Raw genomic sequence first — 18,547 nt, forward strand, 5'->3', positions numbered from 1 at the left:
AGGGCTGTTGACCTTTACGCAATTAACAGTCCCTAATAACTATGATTTTAGATTAGCGTTGATTGACCAAACTGACAACAGAATTACTCTTCTTTTATGAAAAAAATTACATCTTTTTTTATTAGTCATACTTTAACCAGATGCTTTAGCAAAAGGATGTCTATCTTGTTTTTTTTAAATAAATTGACTATAATTTGCGCCTTTCCAATTTGATCATCAGGTAGGCTATGGCCAATAAAGAGGAACTCATTGAGTTCGAAGGCGTTGTCACCGAAACGCTTCCTAATACGATGTTCCGTGTACGTCTTGAAAACGGTCACGAAGTTATTGCACACATTTCTGGTAAAATGCGTAAACACTATATTCGTATTCTTACTGGCGACAGTGTAAAAGTCGAAATGACTCCATATGACCTCACTAAAGGTCGTATTACGTACCGTGCTCGCTAATTAGTGAATGCAAAAAAGCCACTTTATGATGTGGCTTTTTTATTGCGTTGTTTATTCACTTAAGCGACTGGCTTTACATCCTACCGTTTGGCATTCACGCAGTCTTTCTTGCAGCCAATGGTTTCTTTCTTGCGTTGTCTGTAAACGACATTGCACGTCTACGCTATTCCTATTTGAATCTGTACAATCTGCATCACGTTGACGTATCCACGCGAGTTGAGATTTTTTAAGAATATTTTTTTGCGCCATATTTAATTTTACGCGCAATGCTTGATAGTTCTTGTTCAGATCTGCATCAGCACTCGCATAAATTTTATTTGTACAGTAAATATCATCGTAAGTATTTCGGGCACTATCACAGTTATCTGCATAGACCGCAGTCATTCCAAAGCTGCATAAAAAAGCCAAAACTATTTTTTTCATACTTTTATTCCTTAAGTTTTCTATGAAATTATTATTAAAACGATTTGAATGTAATGATAAATCGCAAGACAAATTTACCTTCTATTTATCATAATCTTCCTTTTTTACTTTACAAGCATTCAAATCCAACCTATTGTTCTTTAATAATAAATATAATTTTTTATTGAGATAAAAATGAATACAGCTACCCGATGTAAAATTGGCCTACTTTGTTTAATCGTCATGAATATGAGCGCTTGTACTAGCCATCCACGCCAATCAATAGATTTACAAGAATACTTAAAGGGCTTTCTGGGCAAATCATCGAACACCATTCGGCAAGATATCAATCTACGAAGTCTTGGTTTTCAAGTCACAAATACTCCACAGAAAACATCCAATCAACTCATCTATACGATTTTACGGCCATTAAACATTCCAATCCCGATGGTGACTAATGTCGACATGAGAGGTAATTCTGTCGCTATACAATCAGGTAATCTGGGTGGTAATTCTTACGATTTAAATTTCAACTGCAAAGTTATTTTCCAGCTGAAGAATGATATTGCCCAGTCTATTCAATATGAAGGTAAAGCCTGCTAAAATATAGGCACAAAAAAACGCAGCGATTAGGCTGCGTTTTTTTAGTAAAGTAGCGATTAAGCAAGAGCAGCGACAACTGCCTCACCCATCTCAGCTGTACCAACTTTTGTCATGCCTTCAGACATAATATCTGCTGTACGCAAGCCTTGATCAAGTACTTGACCTACAGCATCTTCAATTGCTTTTGCAGCAGCTTCTTCGCGGAAAGTATAGCGAAGCATCATTGCAACAGAAAGAATCGTTGCTAATGGGTTAGCCACATTTTGGCCCGCGATGTCAGGTGCAGAACCATGACAAGGCTCATACATACCTTTACCATTTTCATCTAACGATGCAGATGGCAACATACCGATTGAACCTGTAAGCATTGCGGCTTCATCAGATAAGATATCACCAAATAAGTTACCCGTTACGATCACGTCAAACTGTTTAGGCGCACGTACAAGTTGCATTGCAGCATTGTCGACATACATATGTGAAAGCTGAATGTTTGAATAACTTGCTTGCTGTAAATCAGTAACTGTTTGCTTCCAAAGTTCTGTAACTTCTAAAACGTTGGCTTTATCGACCGAACAAACTTTACCACCACGTAACCCTGCAAGTTCAAAAGCTACTTTTGCTATACGCTTAATTTCGCTTTCAGAATAAACGTCTGTGTTATAGCCTTGTTTTTCGCCGTTTTCGAGTTCACGAATACCACGTGGCTGACCGAAATAGATACCACCAGTCAATTCACGAACAATTAAAATATCTAAGCCAGCAACAATTTCAGGTTTTAAGCTAGAAGCATCTGCTAATTGCGGATATAAAATCGCTGGGCGCAAGTTAGCAAACAAGTTAAGTTCACTACGAATTTTTAAAAGACCACGTTCAGGACGAATAGAGCGCTCAATCGCATCCCATTTTGGTCCGCCTACCGCACCTAATAAAATTGCATCAGCTTTTTTTGCTTGTTCACTCGTTACAGCTGGATACGGTTCACCATGCGCATCAATTGCTGCGCCGCCCAATAGACCATGTTCCCAAGTCAAAGATAAATTAAATTTTTCATTTACTGTATTTAATACTTTTTCTGCTGCCCCAACAATTTCAGGACCAATACCATCACCAGCTAAAATTAAAATCTGTTTAGACATGAACTTTTTCCATTTTCCAAAAACAAGCAGCGTTATATTTACCGCGGTGTTAGTTTTTTCTGTTCAAGGAACTCGCCTAGCCCTGTTGTTACATCAAATGGTCGACAAAAACGGCGAATTACACGCCCATCCTGATCTAAATCGACACATAATGGATCTGGTACAGAAACATTGAGCAAACTACCCGAACGGTTAGATTTGTCTCGGTACATTTTAAAAGTATAGCGATGGTTGGCATTAAACTGGTGAATCACATGAAATGTTTCTGCCCGATCTGGAGAAATCGGATAGAAACGGATCACCACTTCATATTGTTTAGCGGGCACAGATAAATATAAACTGTTGGTTTGACCAAGCACTGAACCATGCAATCTTACAATTCCTTGATGAATTGCCTGATTACTAATTCGTCGTGTTTGCGCATCCACTACAGTAATATCATTTAGTCGTTCAAATTCACAACTCTTCGCGCCCGAACAATATATTGCTGCATTCTGCCCCAAATTTTCTTGTTCAGCCTGCTTAATACGGACAGTATCCACTACATTGTACGTGCTCTGACAAGCACTGAGTGTTATTGCGCACAGGCTCAACAAAAAGCTATGAGTAACGTTCCTCTTCATTGTTCAAGCCCAATCCTCATCTAGTGCATAATTTTAAGGTGTTTTTATGCTTTAGCATGTTAGCAAGAGTTTGAACACTACGCCATGGCTATGTTTAAAATGTACCAAAAGGTTAATTTAACTCTTGGAATACCCAAGGACGAACTTGTTTAGTTTTTTCTTCATAAGCACGAATTGCATCGGCATTTTGAAGGGTTAAACCAATATCATCCAAGCCATTTAACAAGCAATGCTTGCGGAATGGGTCAACTTCAAATTTAAAAGCTTCACCTGTTGGCGTGCGTACTTCCTGAGCAGCTAAATCAATTGTTAATTGATATCCTTCATTAGCAGCACATTCTTTAAATAGCTGATCAACAATTTCTTCTGACAAAATGACAGGTAACATGCCATTTTTAAAACAGTTATTAAAGAAAATATCAGCAAAGCTTGGGGCAATAACAGTACGGAAACCGTATTCATTTAATGCCCAAGGCGCATGCTCACGGCTTGAACCACAACCAAAGTTAGTACGAGCAATTAAAACATTTGCGCCTTGATAACGTGGTTGGTTCAAAACGAAATCCGGATTTTTGGGACGTACCGAGTTATCTTGCCCCGGATAACCTTCATCTAAATAACGAAGTTCATCAAATAAGTTATCGCCAAAACCAGTACGTTTGATTGATTTCAAAAACTGTTTTGGAATAATTAAATCTGTATCAACATTGGCACGATCTAATGGTGCAACGATACCTTGTTCAACTGTATAAGCTTTCATGGTTTGCTCCAGACCGAATTAAAATGAACGAACATCAACAAAATGACCTGCGATTGCAGCCGCTGCCGCCATTGCTGGGCTCACCAAGTGAGTGCGACCACCATTGCCTTGACGACCTTCGAAATTACGGTTAGACGTCGATGCACAGTGTTCACCCGGTTGTAACTTATCTGCATTCATTGCTAAACACATTGAACAACCCGGTTCACGCCATTCAAAACCAGCTTCCAAGAAGATTTTATCCAAGCCTTCTTTTTCTGCCTGTTGTTTAACTAAACCTGAACCCGGAACAATCATGGCTTGCTTAATGCTAGAGGCTACTTTACGGCCTTTAACCACTTCAGCCGCAGCACGAATATCTTCAATACGAGAGTTAGTGCAAGAACCGATAAAGACACGATCAAGTTGAATATCAGCTAATGCTTGACCTGCATTTAAACCCATATATTGATAAGCACGCGTCCAGTCATTGCGTTGAACGTCATCTTTCGCTTGTTCTAAAGTTGGCACAGCTTCTGTCACAGGAATAACCATCTCAGGTGAAGTTCCCCAAGACACTTGTGGCTCGATCTCTGCGCCATTTAATTCAACAACTGCATCAAACACTGCATCTTCATCTGAATGCAAAGTGTCCCAGTAAGCAACTGCTTGTTCCCATTGCTCGCCTTTTGGTGCGTAGCTACGGCCTTTCACGTATTCAACAGTTTTGTCATCAACTGCAACCATACCAACACGAGCACCAGCTTCAATCGCCATGTTACATACCGTCATACGCCCTTCGATCGACATATCACGGAAAACTTGACCACCGAATTCAATTGCATAGCCTGTACCACCAGCAGTACCAATTTTAGCAATGATTGCCAACACAACATCTTTTGGTGTTACACCTTTGCCTAATACGCCATCTACACGTACTAACATGTTTTTAGATTTTTTCTGGATCAAACATTGTGTTGCTAACACATGTTCAACTTCAGATGTCCCAATACCATGCGCCAAGCAACCGAAAGCACCGTGAGTAGCTGTATGTGAATCACCACATACGACTGTCATGCCGGGTAAAGTTAAGCCCTGTTCAGGACCAACCACATGCACAATACCCTGACGGATATCATTAATGCTGAATTCAACAATATTAAAAGCTTTACAGTTGTCATCTAAGGTTTGAACTTGAATACGAGACGTATCATCTTCAATACCTGCGATACCTTGGTCACGTTCTTTTTTAGACGTTGGAACGTTATGGTCCGGTGTAGCAACGTTTGCACTTAAACGCCATGGTTGACGACCTGCAAGTTGCAAACCTTCAAATGCTTGTGGACTAGTCACTTCATGCAATAAATGACGGTCAATATAAAGTAAACATGAGCCATCATCACGCTGTGAAACAACGTGGTCATCCCACAATTTGTCATATAAAGTTTTGCCTGCCATGTCGTCTTGCTCCATTGGACTGGGTAATTCTAATCTTTCTTCGATTATAGCCAGAGTTTCACATAAATCTAATTTATCATTTTTATAAATTAGAAAACTTTTTGGAATAAATTATAATTCCTTTGAGGTATCGTAAATTTAATAAATCGTTTTTGTTAATGATTATCATTTGCATAATCAATTTTTAATCTTATACTCTCATCTCTATACTAAAAATATCTAAAGTGGCTAAAGAGAATGATCATGGCTAATATCCAAAAATTCGTTATAAATAATCAACGTACCTTAAAGAAAACCTTCAGCTATTACATTATGCATATTAGTGTAGCAATGATAGTTGCATACTTTGTAACAGGTAATATCTGGATGGCTTTAACCCTAAGCATGCTCGAACCAACCGTACAAGCATTTGCTTTTTTCTTCCATGAAAAAGTTTGGGCAGCTAAAGATCGCCGCGTATCAGCCTTAGCCGAAAAAGAAACAACGGCTTAGGCTAAGATTAGTGCGGTAATTCACAACTTTCTAACTCGTTTTGCTGCAAGCATGATACGATTTTGGCTCGGCAACTTTAGCCCCTCGATTTTTCTATTCCAAGTTGAGTTGTATTATGAATCTTGCAGCCTTTGAAGCTTTTGTAAAAGTTATGGAAACAGGGTCTATCTCTGTGGCAGCAGATCAATTATTTATTACTCAACCTGCTGTTACCAAACGGATTCACAGCTTAGAAGAATATTTTGGTGTAAAACTATTTGAGTCCGCAGGCCGAGGTGTACAGGCAACCCATGCTGCACATTCATTATTACCAAAGGTTAAAAACTGGTTAAATGAGCTTGGGGATATTCACCATACGCTTAGCCATGAACAAACTCAGATACAAGGCCGCTTAAAAGTCGGTACTAGTCACCATATTGGCTTGCATCATTTACCGTCCCCACTTAAACACTTTGTTCAACAATTTCCGCAGGTTACTTTAGATGTGCATTTTGTTGATTCAGAACAAGCTCATGAACAAGTACTTGCTGGTGATTTAGAGTTAGCATTCTTAACACTTCCGCCTTCAGGTGATGAGCGCCTTAACTACATTACAATCTGGAATGATCCTTTAGTTTTTGTTGCTGCGCCATTTCACCCACTTGCACAAAAAGAGCATCTGACCTTACAAGATTTAATTGAATATCCAAGCCTATTGCCCGCTGCACAAACTTACACAGCTCAAATCACATTAGCCGAGTTTGAAAAACAAGGACTTAAACCAAAAATCACCATGAGTAATAACCCTCTTGAGTCTATTCGCATGTTGGTGTCGATTGGTTTAGGTTGGTCAGTACTACCAAAAACTCTACTGAATCAAGATATGCAGCAACTTGATTTAGATGTAGAAATGAATCGCCAATTAGGCATGGTGTGGCATCCTGCACGTACTCAATCTAGAGCTATGCAAGAACTCATTAAAATGATGCAGGAATAAGGAGTAATTGAATTAACGACTATATTTTTTAAAAAGAATATAAATTAAAACAGCAAAAGGCAGCAGCAAAAACAGAACGCCCCAACTGAAACATATAGCAGCGAAAATAATTCCGCCAAATGCACTCATAAACAGTAAAGCAATGATATAAATAAGTAATTCACCAAAAATAGCGGTAATGAGCTGATCTATAAACTCTTGAAAGAAACCACTACTACTTTCATTTTTAGTGCGCTTGTCTTTAGCCATGCTATTTTAATTAATAAAGTTATATATTGATTAGAAATGATACTGTAAATATATATCCTTTTCTCTACTATCATTATACTTTTCACTTAAGATTCATGATCGTGAAGAATCAATATTCAAAGATAATTAAAATCGGTTTATACGGCTTCATAACTTTAGCTGTCTTAATTCTAGTTACATTTATTTGGTTTAAACCGATACGTGTTGTTTTCGCCCATCACCTGTCATTGTTACAGTGTGATGGTCAGATATGTGTAGATGATCCAAAGACAGAGCCTCTTGCAAAGATACTTTATAATCAGGCATTAAAAGAGACCCAAGATAAAGTAGGTGCTTTTCATCAACAACCCACTATGGTTTTTTGCTCAACTCCACAATGTGCAAATACCTTTGGTATGGAAAAAGCAGCCGCTAAAGCTGTTGGTAATTTGGGATTATTGGTTGCACCGCGTGGCTGGAAAGATTTCTACATCACCCATGAGCTTATTCATCACCGTCAAGCCGAAGAATGGGGAAATATAGCAATGCTGACTAAACCCAAATGGCTAGTAGAAGGCATGGCTTATAGTTTAAGTGATGACCCACGCCCTACGTTAACTGCACCCTTTCAACAATGGCGGACTCAATTTAAGCTTTGGCATCAACAAAACCCTGACCCAAATATTTGGCATACTACAGAGAAAGTTAAGTAATTTATTAAAGAGCTTCTAAAAACTTATTTTTTCCAAGAAGCTCACGCCTTTCAATTAAATCGACCAGTCCTGAATTTCCCAGTTGTGCTCTTGAGCTAACTTTTCTAGACGATCATCAGGATTTACCGCAACCGCATGGGTTGCATATTCAAGTAAAAAACGGTCATTGATTGAATCTGAATACGCCCAAGACTCAGAGACGCTGCGCCCAGCTAACCAGTCATCAAGACGTGCAAGTTTACCTTTTTGATAACATGCCAAGCCCGCAACTTTACCAGTATATTTGCCGTCAGCCACTTCGGCATTGGTTGCCAAAATTTCTGTAATTCCAAATTCACGGAAAATTGGTGCAGTAATAAAATCACTTGTTGCCGTAATTCCGACAATTGTATGACCTAAGTCCTGATGTTTTTTGATTGCATCAAAACCCTTAGGACGCATTTGTGGGCGAATCACTTTTTGCATGAACAACTGATGAAGTTCAGTTAAATAATTATTGTCGTGCTTTGTTAAAAATCCAAAGACAAATTCATTATAAGCATATGGGTCAAGTTGTCCTGCTTTGTAATCTTCATAAAATTTATCATTCATCTGACGATGATGAACCGGATCAACCAAACCTTCATTGACTAAAAATTCACCCCACGAGTGGTCTGAATCGGTATTTAACAAGGTATGGTCTAAATCAAACAACGCCAGTTTCATGAAAATTCTCGTTTAAACTGAAATTTAAGAAAAAAAATGTAAATCTATCTCCGCTAGTCGATAGAAATTCGTTAAGATCGTAGCAATTTAAACATTTTACTTTGATCTTTTCGAGCTGGACATAAAAAAGTGTTTGTCCCCGCGATTAAAGTCAATGATATAGACAATATTTAGGTAGCCAAATGATCGACTCAGAAGGTTTCCGACCGAATGTCGGGATCATTTTGGCAAACGATGATGGACAGGTTTTATGGGCAAAGCGCATTGGTCACAATGCTTGGCAATTTCCACAAGGAGGCATTCAGTTTGGAGAAACTCCTGAACAGGCACTTTTTCGAGAACTGAGAGAAGAAATCGGCTTATTGCCCGAACATGTCCAGATTATTGCGCAAACCAAAGGATGGCTGCGTTATCGTTTGCCACATCGGTACATTCGGTCAGACTCTGACCCCGTATGTATCGGACAGAAACAAAAATGGTTTTTACTGAAATTAACTGCACATGCAAAAAATATTCAGTTAAACCTCTCCGACCCACCCGAATTCGATGAATGGCAGTGGGTTAGCTATTGGTATCCCCTTGGACAAGTGGTGAACTTCAAGCGTGATGTTTATCGTAAAGCCATGGTGGAGTTGTGTACACAGTTGCCGATGCAACAATTACCCTAAAAATCATTTATCTAGCAAATGATTTTTATTAAAAGTGCTGTTATAAATACATTCATAGTCTAAAAAAATACTGGAGTATACATCCATGTCAAACATGCAACTCGACACTTTACGGCGCATTGTCCAAGAGGTTAATGCGTCCGTCAGTTTGCATGAATCGTTAGACATCATGGTCAATCAGGTTGCTGAAGCCATGAAAGTGGATGTTTGCTCTATTTATTTACTCGATGAACGCAACCAGCGCTATGTTTTGATGGCCTCTAAAGGCTTAAATCCAGAATCTGTGGGCCATGTTTCACTGCAACTCGGTGAAGGCTTGGTCGGTCTGGTTGGACAACGTGAAGAAATTGTTAACCTTGACAACGCGCCAAAACATGAGCGTTTCTTGTATTTGCCGGAAACGGGCGAAGAAATTTATAACTCATTCCTTGGCGTACCTGTCATGTATCGCCGTAAGGTTATGGGCGTTTTGGTTGTACAAAACAAACTTCCTCAAGATTTTAGCGAAGCAGCCGAGTCATTTTTAGTCACTCTGTGTGCTCAGCTTTCTGGGGTTATTGCTCACGCTCATGCAGTGGGTAATATTGACGTATTTCGTAAACCAAGTAATGGCCCTGCCTATAAAACCTTTCAAGGTGCTTCAGGTGCAGGCGGTGTTGCTTTAGGTCGCGCTATTATTTTATATCCACCTGCCGATTTAGCTTCAGTACCTGACCGTGAAGCAGAAGATATTAGTCATGAACTTCGACTTCTAGATCAAGCCATTTCATCAGTTCGTTCAGAGATTCGTTCTTTAGATGAAAAAATGCATGATTCATTAATGGCAGAAGAACGCGCTTTATTTAGTGTTTTCTTAAGAATGCTAGATGAAAATGCATTACCAGCCGAAATTAAAGAACTTATTCGTGACGGGCATTGGGCACAAGGTGCAGTACGCCGTGTCATTGAAAAACATACTGCCCTATTTGCACAAATGGAAGACGACTATCTTCGTGAGCGAGTTTCCGATCTTAAAGATTTAGGCCGACGTATTTTAGCTTCGTTGCAAGAAGAAGATTCTAGCCACCGTGAACTGAGCCCAGACAGTATTTTAATTGGTGAAGAAATTAGTACTGCTGCGCTCGTGGAATTACCGGTAGATAACATTGCAGCTATTGTGACATCAGAAGGTGCAGCAAATTCACATATGGTGATTGTGGCCCGTGCATTAGGCATTCCAACCGTAGTTGGCGTAACTGAACTGCCTGTTAACACACTTGATGATGCAGAAATGATCGTGGATGCCTATCAGGGCCGTGTTTTTGTTAATCCTCCACGTCGTTTACGCCAACGTTATAAAGAAATTCAAAAAGAAGATGAACAGATCGCAAAAGATCTCAAACAATACGAGACCAAAGAAGCGATTACGCCAGATGGTGTATCTGTTCAGCTTTATGTGAATACAGGTCTCATGATTGATGTCGTCCGCGGAGTACAACGTGGCGCGCAAGGTGTGGGTCTATACCGAAGCGAAATTCCATTCATGTTACGGGAACGCTTCCCGGGTGAAGAAGAACAACGTGCCATTTATCGTCAACAATTAAGCCACTTCGCCAACAAACCTGTGGTGATGCGAACTCTCGATATTGGTGCCGATAAAGACTTGCCTTACTTCAGTATCGAAGAAGAAAACTCGGCATTAGGCTGGCGTGGTATTCGTTTTACGCTTGATCATCCTGAGATTTTCTCGTCTCAAATTCGCGCCATGCTCAAAGCCAGTATTGGTCTAAATAATTTGCATATTTTATTGCCAATGGTCACTACAGTAAGTGAGGTAGAAGAAGTACTTTATTTACTTGAGCGTGACTGGATTGCGGTGCAAGAAGAAGAGCAAGTTAAAATTACCAAGCCTAAAATTGGAATTATGGTTGAGGTGCCAAGCGTATTACTACAAATTGATGAGTTTGCTGAACTCGTCGATTTCTTCTCAGTCGGTTCAAACGACTTAACCCAATACTTACTCGCGGTTGATCGTAATAATCCACATGTGGCAAACGTTTACTCGCATTTCCACCCATCCATTTTACGTGCTTTATCTCGCTTGGTTAAAGAATGCCATGATCACAAAAAACCAATCAGCATTTGTGGTGAAATGGCAGGTGATCCATTATCGGCAATTTTACTTATGGCGATGGGCTTTAATACCCTTTCGATGAGTTCAAGTAATATTTTGCGAGTACGAAAAGCAATTTGTCATGTACCTATGACAGATGCACAAAAATTACTTGATGATGTTATGAAAATGAATAACCCACTCATTGTGAAAAGCTGGCTTGAGTACTATTTTAAAACTCACGGCCTAGCCGACATGGTCAAATCAAATCGAATCGTAAATGTTTAATATTTAAAAAAAGGAGAGCCATGCTCTCCTTTTTTCTTTCAAATAAGCTAAAAAATAAATATAAAAATTTCTTTTCACTCTCGCTAATAACCAGCTTTTTAAACCAAACTTTAATCGGTTTTTTAAATCAATATTGACAATTTAATCCATTTGAAAAATAAGACCTCTACTTCTACTATATTTAAAGAGCGTTATTAAAAGATCTTAAGTTGTTCAGCAATTGAAGAGGTAATTCTATGCATCGTTATTTACAGGTTTCATCTTATTTTTCCTTTTATTTTTTAACCTCCATGCAGTAAATTGGAGGGATAACAATTAAAGGAATCTGATGCATTATTAAATAAAAAATAATGAGCCAACATCTTAGTGAAAAGAATTTTGAAACGGTTTCTCTCACCATGTGTTCACTCATTTCCTTATTTAATAAACATGAGTTTTTAAACCAGAAGTCCAGGAAAATGAGCCCTACTACTTTATCAAGAGCTCAATAATTATTACCCAGAGAGAATATAACCATGTCAGACGAATCAAAATGCCCTTTTTCAGGCCATAAATCAAAACCAGAGGTAACGGTCGGTGGTGGCACGCCTAGTTTACACTGGTGGCCAAAACAACTACGCGTCGACCTACTCAACCAACATTCAGAACGCTCTAATCCACTCGGTAAAGAATTTAATTACCGTCAAGAATTTAAAAAACTCGACTACTACACCCTCAAAGCTGATATCAAAAATGTATTAACCGATTCTCAAGATTGGTGGCCAGCCGATTGGGGAAATTATACAGGCTTATTTATTCGATTAGCATGGCATGCTGCCGGTACATATCGTATGGGCGATGGCCGTGGTGGTGCTGGTCGCGGTCAGCAACGTTTTGCGCCATTAAATAGTTGGCCTGACAATGCGAGCTTAGATAAAGCACGCCGTTTGCTATGGCCAGTTAAACAAAAATACGGTCAAAAAATATCGTGGGCAGATTTATTTATTCTTGCCGGTAACATTGCGCTTGAGTCTTCTGGCTTCCGTACATTTGGTTTTGGTGCGGGTCGTGAAGACGTTTGGGAACCAGACAACGATGTAAACTGGGGCGATGAAAAAGAATGGTTAGCTCATCGAAACTCTGAAGCATTGGAAGGCAGCAATCTCGCTGCAACCGAAATGGGTCTAATTTATGTAAACCCTGAGGGTCCACAAGCCAGTGGTGATCCAAAATCGGCTGCACCATTTATTCGTGCGACTTTCGGCAACATGGCAATGGATGACGAAGAAATTGTTGCATTAATTGCAGGTGGTCATACTTTAGGTAAAACCCACGGGGCTGCCTCTGCTGATCATGTTCAGGCTGATCCTGAAGGTGCCCCAATTGAACAGATGGGCTTTGGCTGGTCAAATAGCTTTGGTACAGGCGTTGGTAAAGACGCGATCACTTCTGGCTTAGAAGTCATTTGGTCACAAACGCCAACACAATGGAGCAATTACTTCTTTGAAAACCTATTCAAATATGAGTGGGTACAAGAACGCTCACCTGCTGGCGCAATTCAATGGGTAGCAGCAGATGCTGAAGCGATCATTCCTGATCCATTCGATCCATCAATTAAACGTAAGCCAACAATGCTGACTACAGATTTGACCTTACGTTTTGATCCTGAGTTTGAAAAAATCTCTCGCCGCTTCCTTAACGATCCACAAGCTTTCGCCAATGCTTTTGCCCGTGCATGGTTCAAATTAACTCACCGCGATATGGGACCAAAAGCACGTTATCTAGGTCCTGAAGTTCCAGCTGAAGATTTAATTTGGCAAGATCCATTACCTGCTGCTAGCGCTGCACCATCGGCTGCCAGCATTGCTGATGCAAAAGCAAAAATTGTTGCACTAGGGCTATCTGCTGGCGAGTTGGTTTCTCTTGGTTGGGCTTCAGCGTCAACTTTCCGTGGTGGAGACAAGCGTGGCGGAGCAAACGGCGCACGTATTGCCTTATCACCGCAACGTGATTGGGAAGTAAACCAAAAAGCTGTTGAAACTTTAACTAAAATTGAAGAAATCAAAGCCTCAACTCAACTGTCATTGGCTGATCTCATTGTGTTAGCAGGTAACGTTGGTGTAGAGCAAGCTGCTCAAGCGGCAGGTTTCAACATTAGCGTTCCATTTGCCTCTGGTCGTGTTGATGCATTACAAAGTCAAACTGATGTCGAATCTTTCCAATTGCTCCGCGGCCTTGCCGATGGTTTTAGAAACTGGAAAAAAGAGGGTGTCAATGCAGCAACAGAAGCTTTATTAATTGATAAAGCACAGCAACTGACTTTAACTGCACCAGAGTTAACTGCATTGGTTGGTGGTTTACGTGTTCTAGGCACTAACTGGGATGGTTCGCAACACGGCGTATTCACTCAGCAGGTTGGCGTACTCAGCACAGACTTCTTCACGAACTTACTCGACATGTCTACTGTATGGGCACCTGTTGATTCAACAAGTGAAGTATTTGAAGGCAAAGACCGTAAAACAGGCACTGTAAAATTTACTGCAACGCGTAATGATTTAGTATTCGGTTCAAACTCAATCTTACGTGCACTGGTAGAAGTTTATGCTCAGGCCGATGGTAAAGAAAAATTTGTTCAAGACTTTGTAGCGGCATGGACTAAAGTCACGAATCTTGATCGTTTTGACTTAGCTTAATTTAAGTCAAAGTTAAAAAAGCCAGTTCAAATTGAACTGGCTTTTTTAATTAAATATAAAATGATGTAATTTTATACAGTCAATTTATGTCCTTCTCGAATGCAATAAAAAGGATTCGCAAGTTTCGATGAAGCTTTAATTGCTTGAGCTAGCGCATGTTCAGGATCTTCTCGGTCTTCGTCGGTCAACTGGAAAGTTCGATAATGAATCGCAACAGAACGATGAGCTTGCAAATCTAAATGTGCATGTACAGCATCTTGAGGGTTCATATGAACATAACTCATTAACTTGCGAGGTTCATAAGCTCCGATCGGAAGTAAAGCAACACGTGGTGCACCATAACGAGCATGGATTTGCTTAAAATGCCCCGCATAACCCGTATCACCAGCAAAGAAACAATGCCCTGTTTTCGCTACAACCGAAAAGCCGCCCCAGAGTGCTTTATTCTGGTCACGTAGGCCACGACCAGAGCCATGCTGTGCAGGTGTATAGATTATTCTTAGTTCGTGATAGGGAATTTCTTGCCACCAATCCATCTCAATCACATGAAACTCTTTGGGTAGGTAAAAGCCATTCCCGAGTCCAGTATAAATCGGCATTGCGAATTTTTTATGTAGCCATTCAAGCGTAGCCAAATCCATATGATCATAATGATTATGGCTGAGTAGAACACCATGAATCGTCGGCAATTGCTCTAATGCAAAACCTGCCGGACACACACGGCGAGGTCCACGACCCTGTGAAGGGCTTGCATAATCACACCATACGGGATCGGTAATAAAGTTATAAGGCCCAATCTGAATCAATACCGTTGCATGTCCAACAAACCAAACTTGCCAATCATCTAAATCCGCCTGAGGACGATTTTGAGGCAAGGCCACAGCCGTATTTACACGAGTATCGTATTCATTTTGAATATCAACTTTCCATGTAAAAGACTCACGTGTAACTAACCAACGTAATAGCTCTTTTGAGCCTCTAGCCGGTGATTTAGGCTGTTGGTTATAAAAACGTGTATCAGATTCACGCCCTGACTCGGGATGATAAAAAGGAGGTTTTATCCATGTATGCGTCCAACAGGACTGAGTCGGCAATTGATATGTTAATGTCGGCTTGTCTTTCATGGGCTTTTCTATGTTTTAGCATCGGCAGAATGGATGTGTTCAGGTTTCTATCTTAACAATTAAAACAAATTAAGCTATGGCACTTACACTTATTTATCATATAAATATCCCTTTTATTGTGGTCATAGCCAACATAAGTTGAATTAGATTGCCATAAAAAATACATAGATGTGTTGGGTTTATGCGTCGATAATTACCATTCTTATTAAGAGTGCTTGTATAACATAACAATAATTAGTCACGTGAAATTAGGGGGGAGTTACTTGGTTTTGCCTTAGTAAGCTCTACTTTTCCCACTTCAAATGTTTTGCCAGATTACAGAACAAAATATTTAGTAACACTTAAAGCCAATTCATTCTTAAAGAATTTATATTTTATAATATTATTTTATATTTCTTCATTTTTGCATAATATGAGAATCACCTATACTAATATTTAAAACATTTAAATATTTCTTTGATTAAGTAAAAATAATGTATTTAAACGACCCTAATTAATATATTTTATGAATTACTTGAACTTAGATTTATATATTAAATGTTTAATGAAAATGAAAATTCCATTTATTTTATAAATACCTAAATCACCTTCACGCTATATCCCTTTATGCTTTATACTTCACATAAATCATAGTAAGACATTTTTTGGATTAGTCTTATGGAACTACGCCATCTCCGATATTTCATTACCGTTGCTGAAGAATTAAATTTTAGTAAAGCCGCCCTTAAACTTTTTACCGCACAACCCTCCCTTAGCCAACAGATTAAAGATTTAGAAGAAGATGTTGGTGTACGACTTTTAAATCGCACTAAACGTAAAGTTGAATTAACCGAAGAAGGTGAAGTCTTTTTAGAACATGCTCGCCTGACCCTTGCTCAAGCTGAAAAAGCAGTTGCTCTGGCACGACAGGTTTCTAAGGCTAAACAGCAACTGCTCCGTATCGGTTTTGTTCCCATTGCAGAAATGAAAATTTTTCCTTACGTTCTTCCTAATCTGCGATTACAACACCCCGATCTCATCATTGAACTATCTAATCTAAACAATACTGAACAACTTAAATCCTTAAAAAAAGGTGAGTTAGACATTACTTTTACTCGAGAAAATACAGATAGTGATGAGATCCAAAGCCAATTTGTTTTGACTGAACCCTTGATTTTTTTACTTCCTAAAAATCACCCACTTACTCAATATGAACGAATTCCCGTCCATGCTTTACAGGGCGTTGACTTTATTATTCCTGCTGCTGAGCAGTCACAAACATTACATAACACAATTTTAGATTTTGCCAAAACTCATAATATTGACCTCAATATTGTTCAAAAAGCAGACAGCATGTTGTTTAATATTAACTCTCTTGGCTCTGGATTAGGTTGTACAATTTTACCTGCTTACGTTGCACCTTTAGGCATCAAAAATACAGTAGTCCGCCCTCTTGATGTCGAGTTACCGACATTGGATTTATTCGTAAATTACCGTAGAAACTCACAGTCTTTAGGCGTCCAAAAATTTATTGATCAACTCACTAAAGTATTTCATCTAGATAAGAACTTAACTCACACCTAATCAGAGAAGCTATATTTTATTTTAAGCCTATGATTAATAAGGACACCTTTATAAAAGGTATAAGTAAATAATATTTTTTATTTATTTTATACTTTTTATAAACAGTTTAGCTCGCGCTTTTGTTCTATTTTACCTACTCGATTAAAGTAAATATCTCTTAAATACAATTTAAAGTCTTGGAATAAAATCTATATAAAACTGGATATTATTTTCACCATTTAATAAAAAACAATATATTTACCATTTAGTAAAAGGAGATTAGGAAAATGGTTGCAGTATTTCAACACCTTGGACGTAGTGTACTAAACCGCCCTCATTTCTTTATTGCTTTATTTATAGGATTTATTACAGCAGGTATTCTGACATGGTTCACCTCATGGAAATGGTCAACTATTTTATTAGTCAGCTGGAATACTTCGATTAGTATATATTTACTACATGTTTGGCAGCTCATGAAAAGTGCTGATCATTCACAAATGCAGCAGCAAGCTAAAAAACAAGATGAAAGCAAATGGGTCATTATGCTGATTGTTTTATTGGCTTTAACCATGTGCCTAGTTGCTATTTTAATACAGCTCTCACAGCTTCCTTCTGATCATTCTGCAAAGTTAGGCCATGTGGCTTTAGCTTTACTCACGATTATTTCTGCATGGCTTTTTATGCATACCGTTTTTGCCCTACATTATGCCCATGATTTTTATATGGCTTTATCGAGGAATGAAGAAAATGGTGGTCTAGATTTTCCGGGAACAAAACAGCCCACTTATCCTGATTTTCTATATTTTAGTTATATTATTGGGACTTCTGCCCAAACTGCCGATGTTTCGATTACCACCAAACACATGCGTCTTTTAAACTTATTTCACGCGGTTTTGTCTTTTGGGTTTAATACCACCATTTTAGCGATCTGTATTAACGTTGCTGCTGGCTTTCTTACCAACTAAAACTTGCATTTAGGAAATAAAAAAGTCACCCAAATGGGTGACTCTAAACAGCAGAGGTTTACAACAATGAGCCCATCGTGCTTTGTTTTAAGCCTTCACGTTGCTTGATGGTTTCAACATAACGCGTAATAGCAGGATGAGATTCAATCGCTCCCATTTTCAATTGCCATAACAGCATTGCTCCAACGCTTACATCTGCGGCGGTAAATTGTTCGCCACACACATACGGATTTGCTTCATTAAGTCCTTGTACTAAAGCTTGGTAGGCATCGTTATAATCACCATAACCCACAAACATTTTTTGCTCAGGCGATACATCTATTCCGAGAGCTTTATCAACACCAGCAGCTTCCCATGGGCCTGCCATCAAAAATAACCAGCGATAGTACAAACCACGTTTAGGATCATCTAATGCAGGAGCTAAACCTTTATCGAAAAATTTATCAGCAAGATAAGCACAGATTGCACCTAGCTCATAAATCACGACATCACCATCTACCAATACTGGTACTTTTCCAAAAGGATTAATTTTTAGATATTCCGGTGTTTTCATTTCAGTCTTGTATTCGACTTCAATACGTTCACACTCAACACCTAATTCGACTAAAAGCCAGTCGACCACAACACCACGTGATTCTTTATTAGTATAAAGTTTAAGGCTCATTTTTATGG

The 18,547-nt window shown here is 39.0% G+C and carries 19 protein-coding genes; 10 read left to right on the top strand and 9 right to left on the bottom strand.

Going from position 1 to position 18,547, the window contains the following annotated elements; all coding sequences use genetic code 11:
* The first annotated feature begins 227 nt into the window (after positions 1 to 227).
* Positions 228 to 449, top strand: coding sequence for a translation initiation factor IF-1 (infA, locus tag AOLE_RS17335; RefSeq protein WP_001284370.1), 222 nt, complete (start codon positions 228 to 230; stop codon positions 447 to 449).
* Positions 450 to 500: 51 nt separating this feature from the next.
* On the opposite strand, the gene AOLE_RS17340 is transcribed toward infA, so the two are convergent.
* Positions 501 to 872, bottom strand: coding sequence for a lysozyme inhibitor LprI family protein (locus tag AOLE_RS17340; RefSeq protein ID WP_013199025.1), 372 nt, complete (start codon positions 870 to 872; stop codon positions 501 to 503).
* A 174-nt stretch (positions 873 to 1,046) separates the two neighbouring features.
* On the opposite strand from AOLE_RS17340, the gene AOLE_RS17345 reads away from it, so the two are divergent.
* Entirely contained in the window at positions 1,047 to 1,454 is a 408-nt protein-coding gene (locus AOLE_RS17345; RefSeq protein WP_013199026.1) for a hypothetical protein, read from the top strand.
* A 56-nt stretch (positions 1,455 to 1,510) separates the two neighbouring features.
* On the opposite strand, the gene leuB is transcribed toward AOLE_RS17345, so the two are convergent.
* From leuB to leuC, 4 genes are all read right to left on the bottom strand, one after another.
* The gene (gene leuB, locus AOLE_RS17350; protein ID WP_004640985.1) at positions 1,511 to 2,590 is read right to left on the bottom strand and encodes a 3-isopropylmalate dehydrogenase; all 1,080 of its coding nucleotides are present in this window, start codon (positions 2,588 to 2,590) and stop codon (positions 1,511 to 1,513) included.
* Between the two features lie 38 nt (positions 2,591 to 2,628).
* Complete coding sequence (locus AOLE_RS17355; protein ID WP_005302052.1) at positions 2,629 to 3,213, bottom strand: hypothetical protein; 585 nt, start codon at positions 3,211 to 3,213, stop codon at positions 2,629 to 2,631.
* A gap of 112 nt (positions 3,214 to 3,325) precedes the next feature.
* Positions 3,326 to 3,973 carry a 3-isopropylmalate dehydratase small subunit gene (gene leuD / locus AOLE_RS17360; protein WP_003654711.1) on the bottom strand — a complete coding sequence of 216 codons (648 nt, stop codon included), beginning with the start codon at positions 3,971 to 3,973 and terminating at the stop codon, positions 3,326 to 3,328.
* A gap of 18 nt (positions 3,974 to 3,991) precedes the next feature.
* Complete coding sequence (leuC, locus tag AOLE_RS17365) at positions 3,992 to 5,410, bottom strand: 3-isopropylmalate dehydratase large subunit (protein WP_004794861.1); 1,419 nt, start codon at positions 5,408 to 5,410, stop codon at positions 3,992 to 3,994.
* Positions 5,411 to 5,647: 237 nt separating this feature from the next.
* Here leuC and AOLE_RS17370 point away from each other — a divergent pair, with 237 nt between their 5' ends.
* Both AOLE_RS17370 and AOLE_RS17375 read left to right on the top strand, forming a co-directional pair.
* On the top strand, positions 5,648 to 5,902 hold the full coding sequence (locus tag AOLE_RS17370) for a DUF2061 domain-containing protein (RefSeq protein WP_171056858.1): 255 nt from the start codon (positions 5,648 to 5,650) through the stop codon (positions 5,900 to 5,902).
* A gap of 115 nt (positions 5,903 to 6,017) precedes the next feature.
* On the top strand, positions 6,018 to 6,878 hold the full coding sequence (locus AOLE_RS17375) for a LysR family transcriptional regulator (RefSeq protein WP_013199029.1): 861 nt from the start codon (positions 6,018 to 6,020) through the stop codon (positions 6,876 to 6,878).
* 12 nt (positions 6,879 to 6,890) lie between these two features.
* Here AOLE_RS17375 and AOLE_RS17380 read toward each other — a convergent pair whose 3' ends face one another.
* A complete protein-coding gene (locus AOLE_RS17380; protein WP_013199030.1) occupies positions 6,891 to 7,127 on the bottom strand; it encodes a hypothetical protein in 237 nt (78 codons plus the stop codon).
* A 95-nt stretch (positions 7,128 to 7,222) separates the two neighbouring features.
* On the opposite strand from AOLE_RS17380, the gene AOLE_RS17385 reads away from it, so the two are divergent.
* Positions 7,223 to 7,819, top strand: coding sequence for a hypothetical protein (locus AOLE_RS17385; protein WP_013199031.1), 597 nt, complete (start codon positions 7,223 to 7,225; stop codon positions 7,817 to 7,819).
* 54 nt (positions 7,820 to 7,873) lie between these two features.
* Here AOLE_RS17385 and AOLE_RS17390 read toward each other — a convergent pair whose 3' ends face one another.
* Positions 7,874 to 8,524 (bottom strand): HAD family hydrolase, encoded by a 651-nt coding sequence (locus tag AOLE_RS17390; protein WP_013199032.1) that lies wholly within the window; start codon positions 8,522 to 8,524, stop codon positions 7,874 to 7,876.
* A 182-nt stretch (positions 8,525 to 8,706) separates the two neighbouring features.
* On the opposite strand from AOLE_RS17390, the gene AOLE_RS17395 reads away from it, so the two are divergent.
* The 3 genes from AOLE_RS17395 (at position 8,707) to katG (ending at position 14,244) form a co-directional block, all read left to right on the top strand.
* Positions 8,707 to 9,192: an RNA pyrophosphohydrolase gene (locus tag AOLE_RS17395; protein ID WP_004794866.1), complete on the top strand. Its 486-nt coding sequence runs from the start codon at positions 8,707 to 8,709 to the stop codon at positions 9,190 to 9,192.
* An 85-nt stretch (positions 9,193 to 9,277) separates the two neighbouring features.
* Entirely contained in the window at positions 9,278 to 11,572 is a 2,295-nt protein-coding gene (gene ptsP, locus AOLE_RS17400) for a phosphoenolpyruvate--protein phosphotransferase (RefSeq protein ID WP_004794867.1), read from the top strand.
* Positions 11,573 to 12,087: 515 nt separating this feature from the next.
* Positions 12,088 to 14,244 carry a catalase/peroxidase HPI gene (gene katG, locus AOLE_RS17405; protein ID WP_013199033.1) on the top strand — a complete coding sequence of 719 codons (2,157 nt, stop codon included), beginning with the start codon at positions 12,088 to 12,090 and terminating at the stop codon, positions 14,242 to 14,244.
* A gap of 71 nt (positions 14,245 to 14,315) precedes the next feature.
* On the opposite strand, the gene AOLE_RS17410 is transcribed toward katG, so the two are convergent.
* Positions 14,316 to 15,368, bottom strand: coding sequence for an MBL fold metallo-hydrolase (locus AOLE_RS17410; RefSeq protein WP_005302032.1), 1,053 nt, complete (start codon positions 15,366 to 15,368; stop codon positions 14,316 to 14,318).
* A 657-nt stretch (positions 15,369 to 16,025) separates the two neighbouring features.
* Here AOLE_RS17410 and hcaR point away from each other — a divergent pair.
* Both hcaR and AOLE_RS17420 read left to right on the top strand, forming a co-directional pair.
* Positions 16,026 to 16,931, top strand: coding sequence for a DNA-binding transcriptional regulator HcaR (gene hcaR, locus AOLE_RS17415; protein WP_004794873.1), 906 nt, complete (start codon positions 16,026 to 16,028; stop codon positions 16,929 to 16,931).
* A 266-nt stretch (positions 16,932 to 17,197) separates the two neighbouring features.
* Positions 17,198 to 17,875: a DUF1345 domain-containing protein gene (locus AOLE_RS17420; RefSeq protein ID WP_013199034.1), complete on the top strand. Its 678-nt coding sequence runs from the start codon at positions 17,198 to 17,200 to the stop codon at positions 17,873 to 17,875.
* Positions 17,876 to 17,933: 58 nt separating this feature from the next.
* Here the strand turns inward: AOLE_RS17420 and AOLE_RS17425 are convergent, their stop codons facing one another.
* Positions 17,934 to 18,539 carry a glutathione S-transferase family protein gene (locus AOLE_RS17425; protein ID WP_013199035.1) on the bottom strand — a complete coding sequence of 202 codons (606 nt, stop codon included), beginning with the start codon at positions 18,537 to 18,539 and terminating at the stop codon, positions 17,934 to 17,936.
* Between the last annotated feature and the right edge of the window lie 8 nt (positions 18,540 to 18,547).

This window comes from Acinetobacter oleivorans DR1 (assembly GCF_000196795.1).
In the GTDB taxonomy this organism is placed as follows: Bacteria; Pseudomonadota; Gammaproteobacteria; order Pseudomonadales; family Moraxellaceae; genus Acinetobacter; species Acinetobacter oleivorans.

Excerpts from the sequence above, each read along its gene's own strand:
- infA (WP_001284370.1), top strand. The coding sequence starts at position 228 with ATGGCCAATAAAGAGGAACTCATTGAGTTCGAAGGCGTTGTCACCGAA.
- AOLE_RS17340 (WP_013199025.1), bottom strand. The coding sequence starts at position 872 with ATGAAAAAAATAGTTTTGGCTTTTTTATGCAGCTTTGGAATGACTGCG.
- AOLE_RS17345 (WP_013199026.1), top strand. The coding sequence starts at position 1,047 with ATGAATACAGCTACCCGATGTAAAATTGGCCTACTTTGTTTAATCGTC.
- leuB (WP_004640985.1), bottom strand. The coding sequence starts at position 2,590 with ATGTCTAAACAGATTTTAATTTTAGCTGGTGATGGTATTGGTCCTGAA.
- AOLE_RS17355 (WP_005302052.1), bottom strand. The coding sequence starts at position 3,213 with ATGAAGAGGAACGTTACTCATAGCTTTTTGTTGAGCCTGTGCGCAATA.
- leuD (WP_003654711.1), bottom strand. The coding sequence starts at position 3,973 with ATGAAAGCTTATACAGTTGAACAAGGTATCGTTGCACCATTAGATCGT.
- leuC (WP_004794861.1), bottom strand. The coding sequence starts at position 5,410 with ATGGCAGGCAAAACTTTATATGACAAATTGTGGGATGACCACGTTGTT.
- AOLE_RS17370 (WP_171056858.1), top strand. The coding sequence starts at position 5,648 with ATGATCATGGCTAATATCCAAAAATTCGTTATAAATAATCAACGTACC.
- AOLE_RS17375 (WP_013199029.1), top strand. The coding sequence starts at position 6,018 with ATGAATCTTGCAGCCTTTGAAGCTTTTGTAAAAGTTATGGAAACAGGG.
- AOLE_RS17380 (WP_013199030.1), bottom strand. The coding sequence starts at position 7,127 with ATGGCTAAAGACAAGCGCACTAAAAATGAAAGTAGTAGTGGTTTCTTT.
- AOLE_RS17385 (WP_013199031.1), top strand. The coding sequence starts at position 7,223 with ATGATCGTGAAGAATCAATATTCAAAGATAATTAAAATCGGTTTATAC.
- AOLE_RS17390 (WP_013199032.1), bottom strand. The coding sequence starts at position 8,524 with ATGAAACTGGCGTTGTTTGATTTAGACCATACCTTGTTAAATACCGAT.
- AOLE_RS17395 (WP_004794866.1), top strand. The coding sequence starts at position 8,707 with ATGATCGACTCAGAAGGTTTCCGACCGAATGTCGGGATCATTTTGGCA.
- ptsP (WP_004794867.1), top strand. The coding sequence starts at position 9,278 with ATGTCAAACATGCAACTCGACACTTTACGGCGCATTGTCCAAGAGGTT.
- katG (WP_013199033.1), top strand. The coding sequence starts at position 12,088 with ATGTCAGACGAATCAAAATGCCCTTTTTCAGGCCATAAATCAAAACCA.
- AOLE_RS17410 (WP_005302032.1), bottom strand. The coding sequence starts at position 15,368 with ATGAAAGACAAGCCGACATTAACATATCAATTGCCGACTCAGTCCTGT.
- hcaR (WP_004794873.1), top strand. The coding sequence starts at position 16,026 with ATGGAACTACGCCATCTCCGATATTTCATTACCGTTGCTGAAGAATTA.
- AOLE_RS17420 (WP_013199034.1), top strand. The coding sequence starts at position 17,198 with ATGGTTGCAGTATTTCAACACCTTGGACGTAGTGTACTAAACCGCCCT.
- AOLE_RS17425 (WP_013199035.1), bottom strand. The coding sequence starts at position 18,539 with ATGAGCCTTAAACTTTATACTAATAAAGAATCACGTGGTGTTGTGGTC.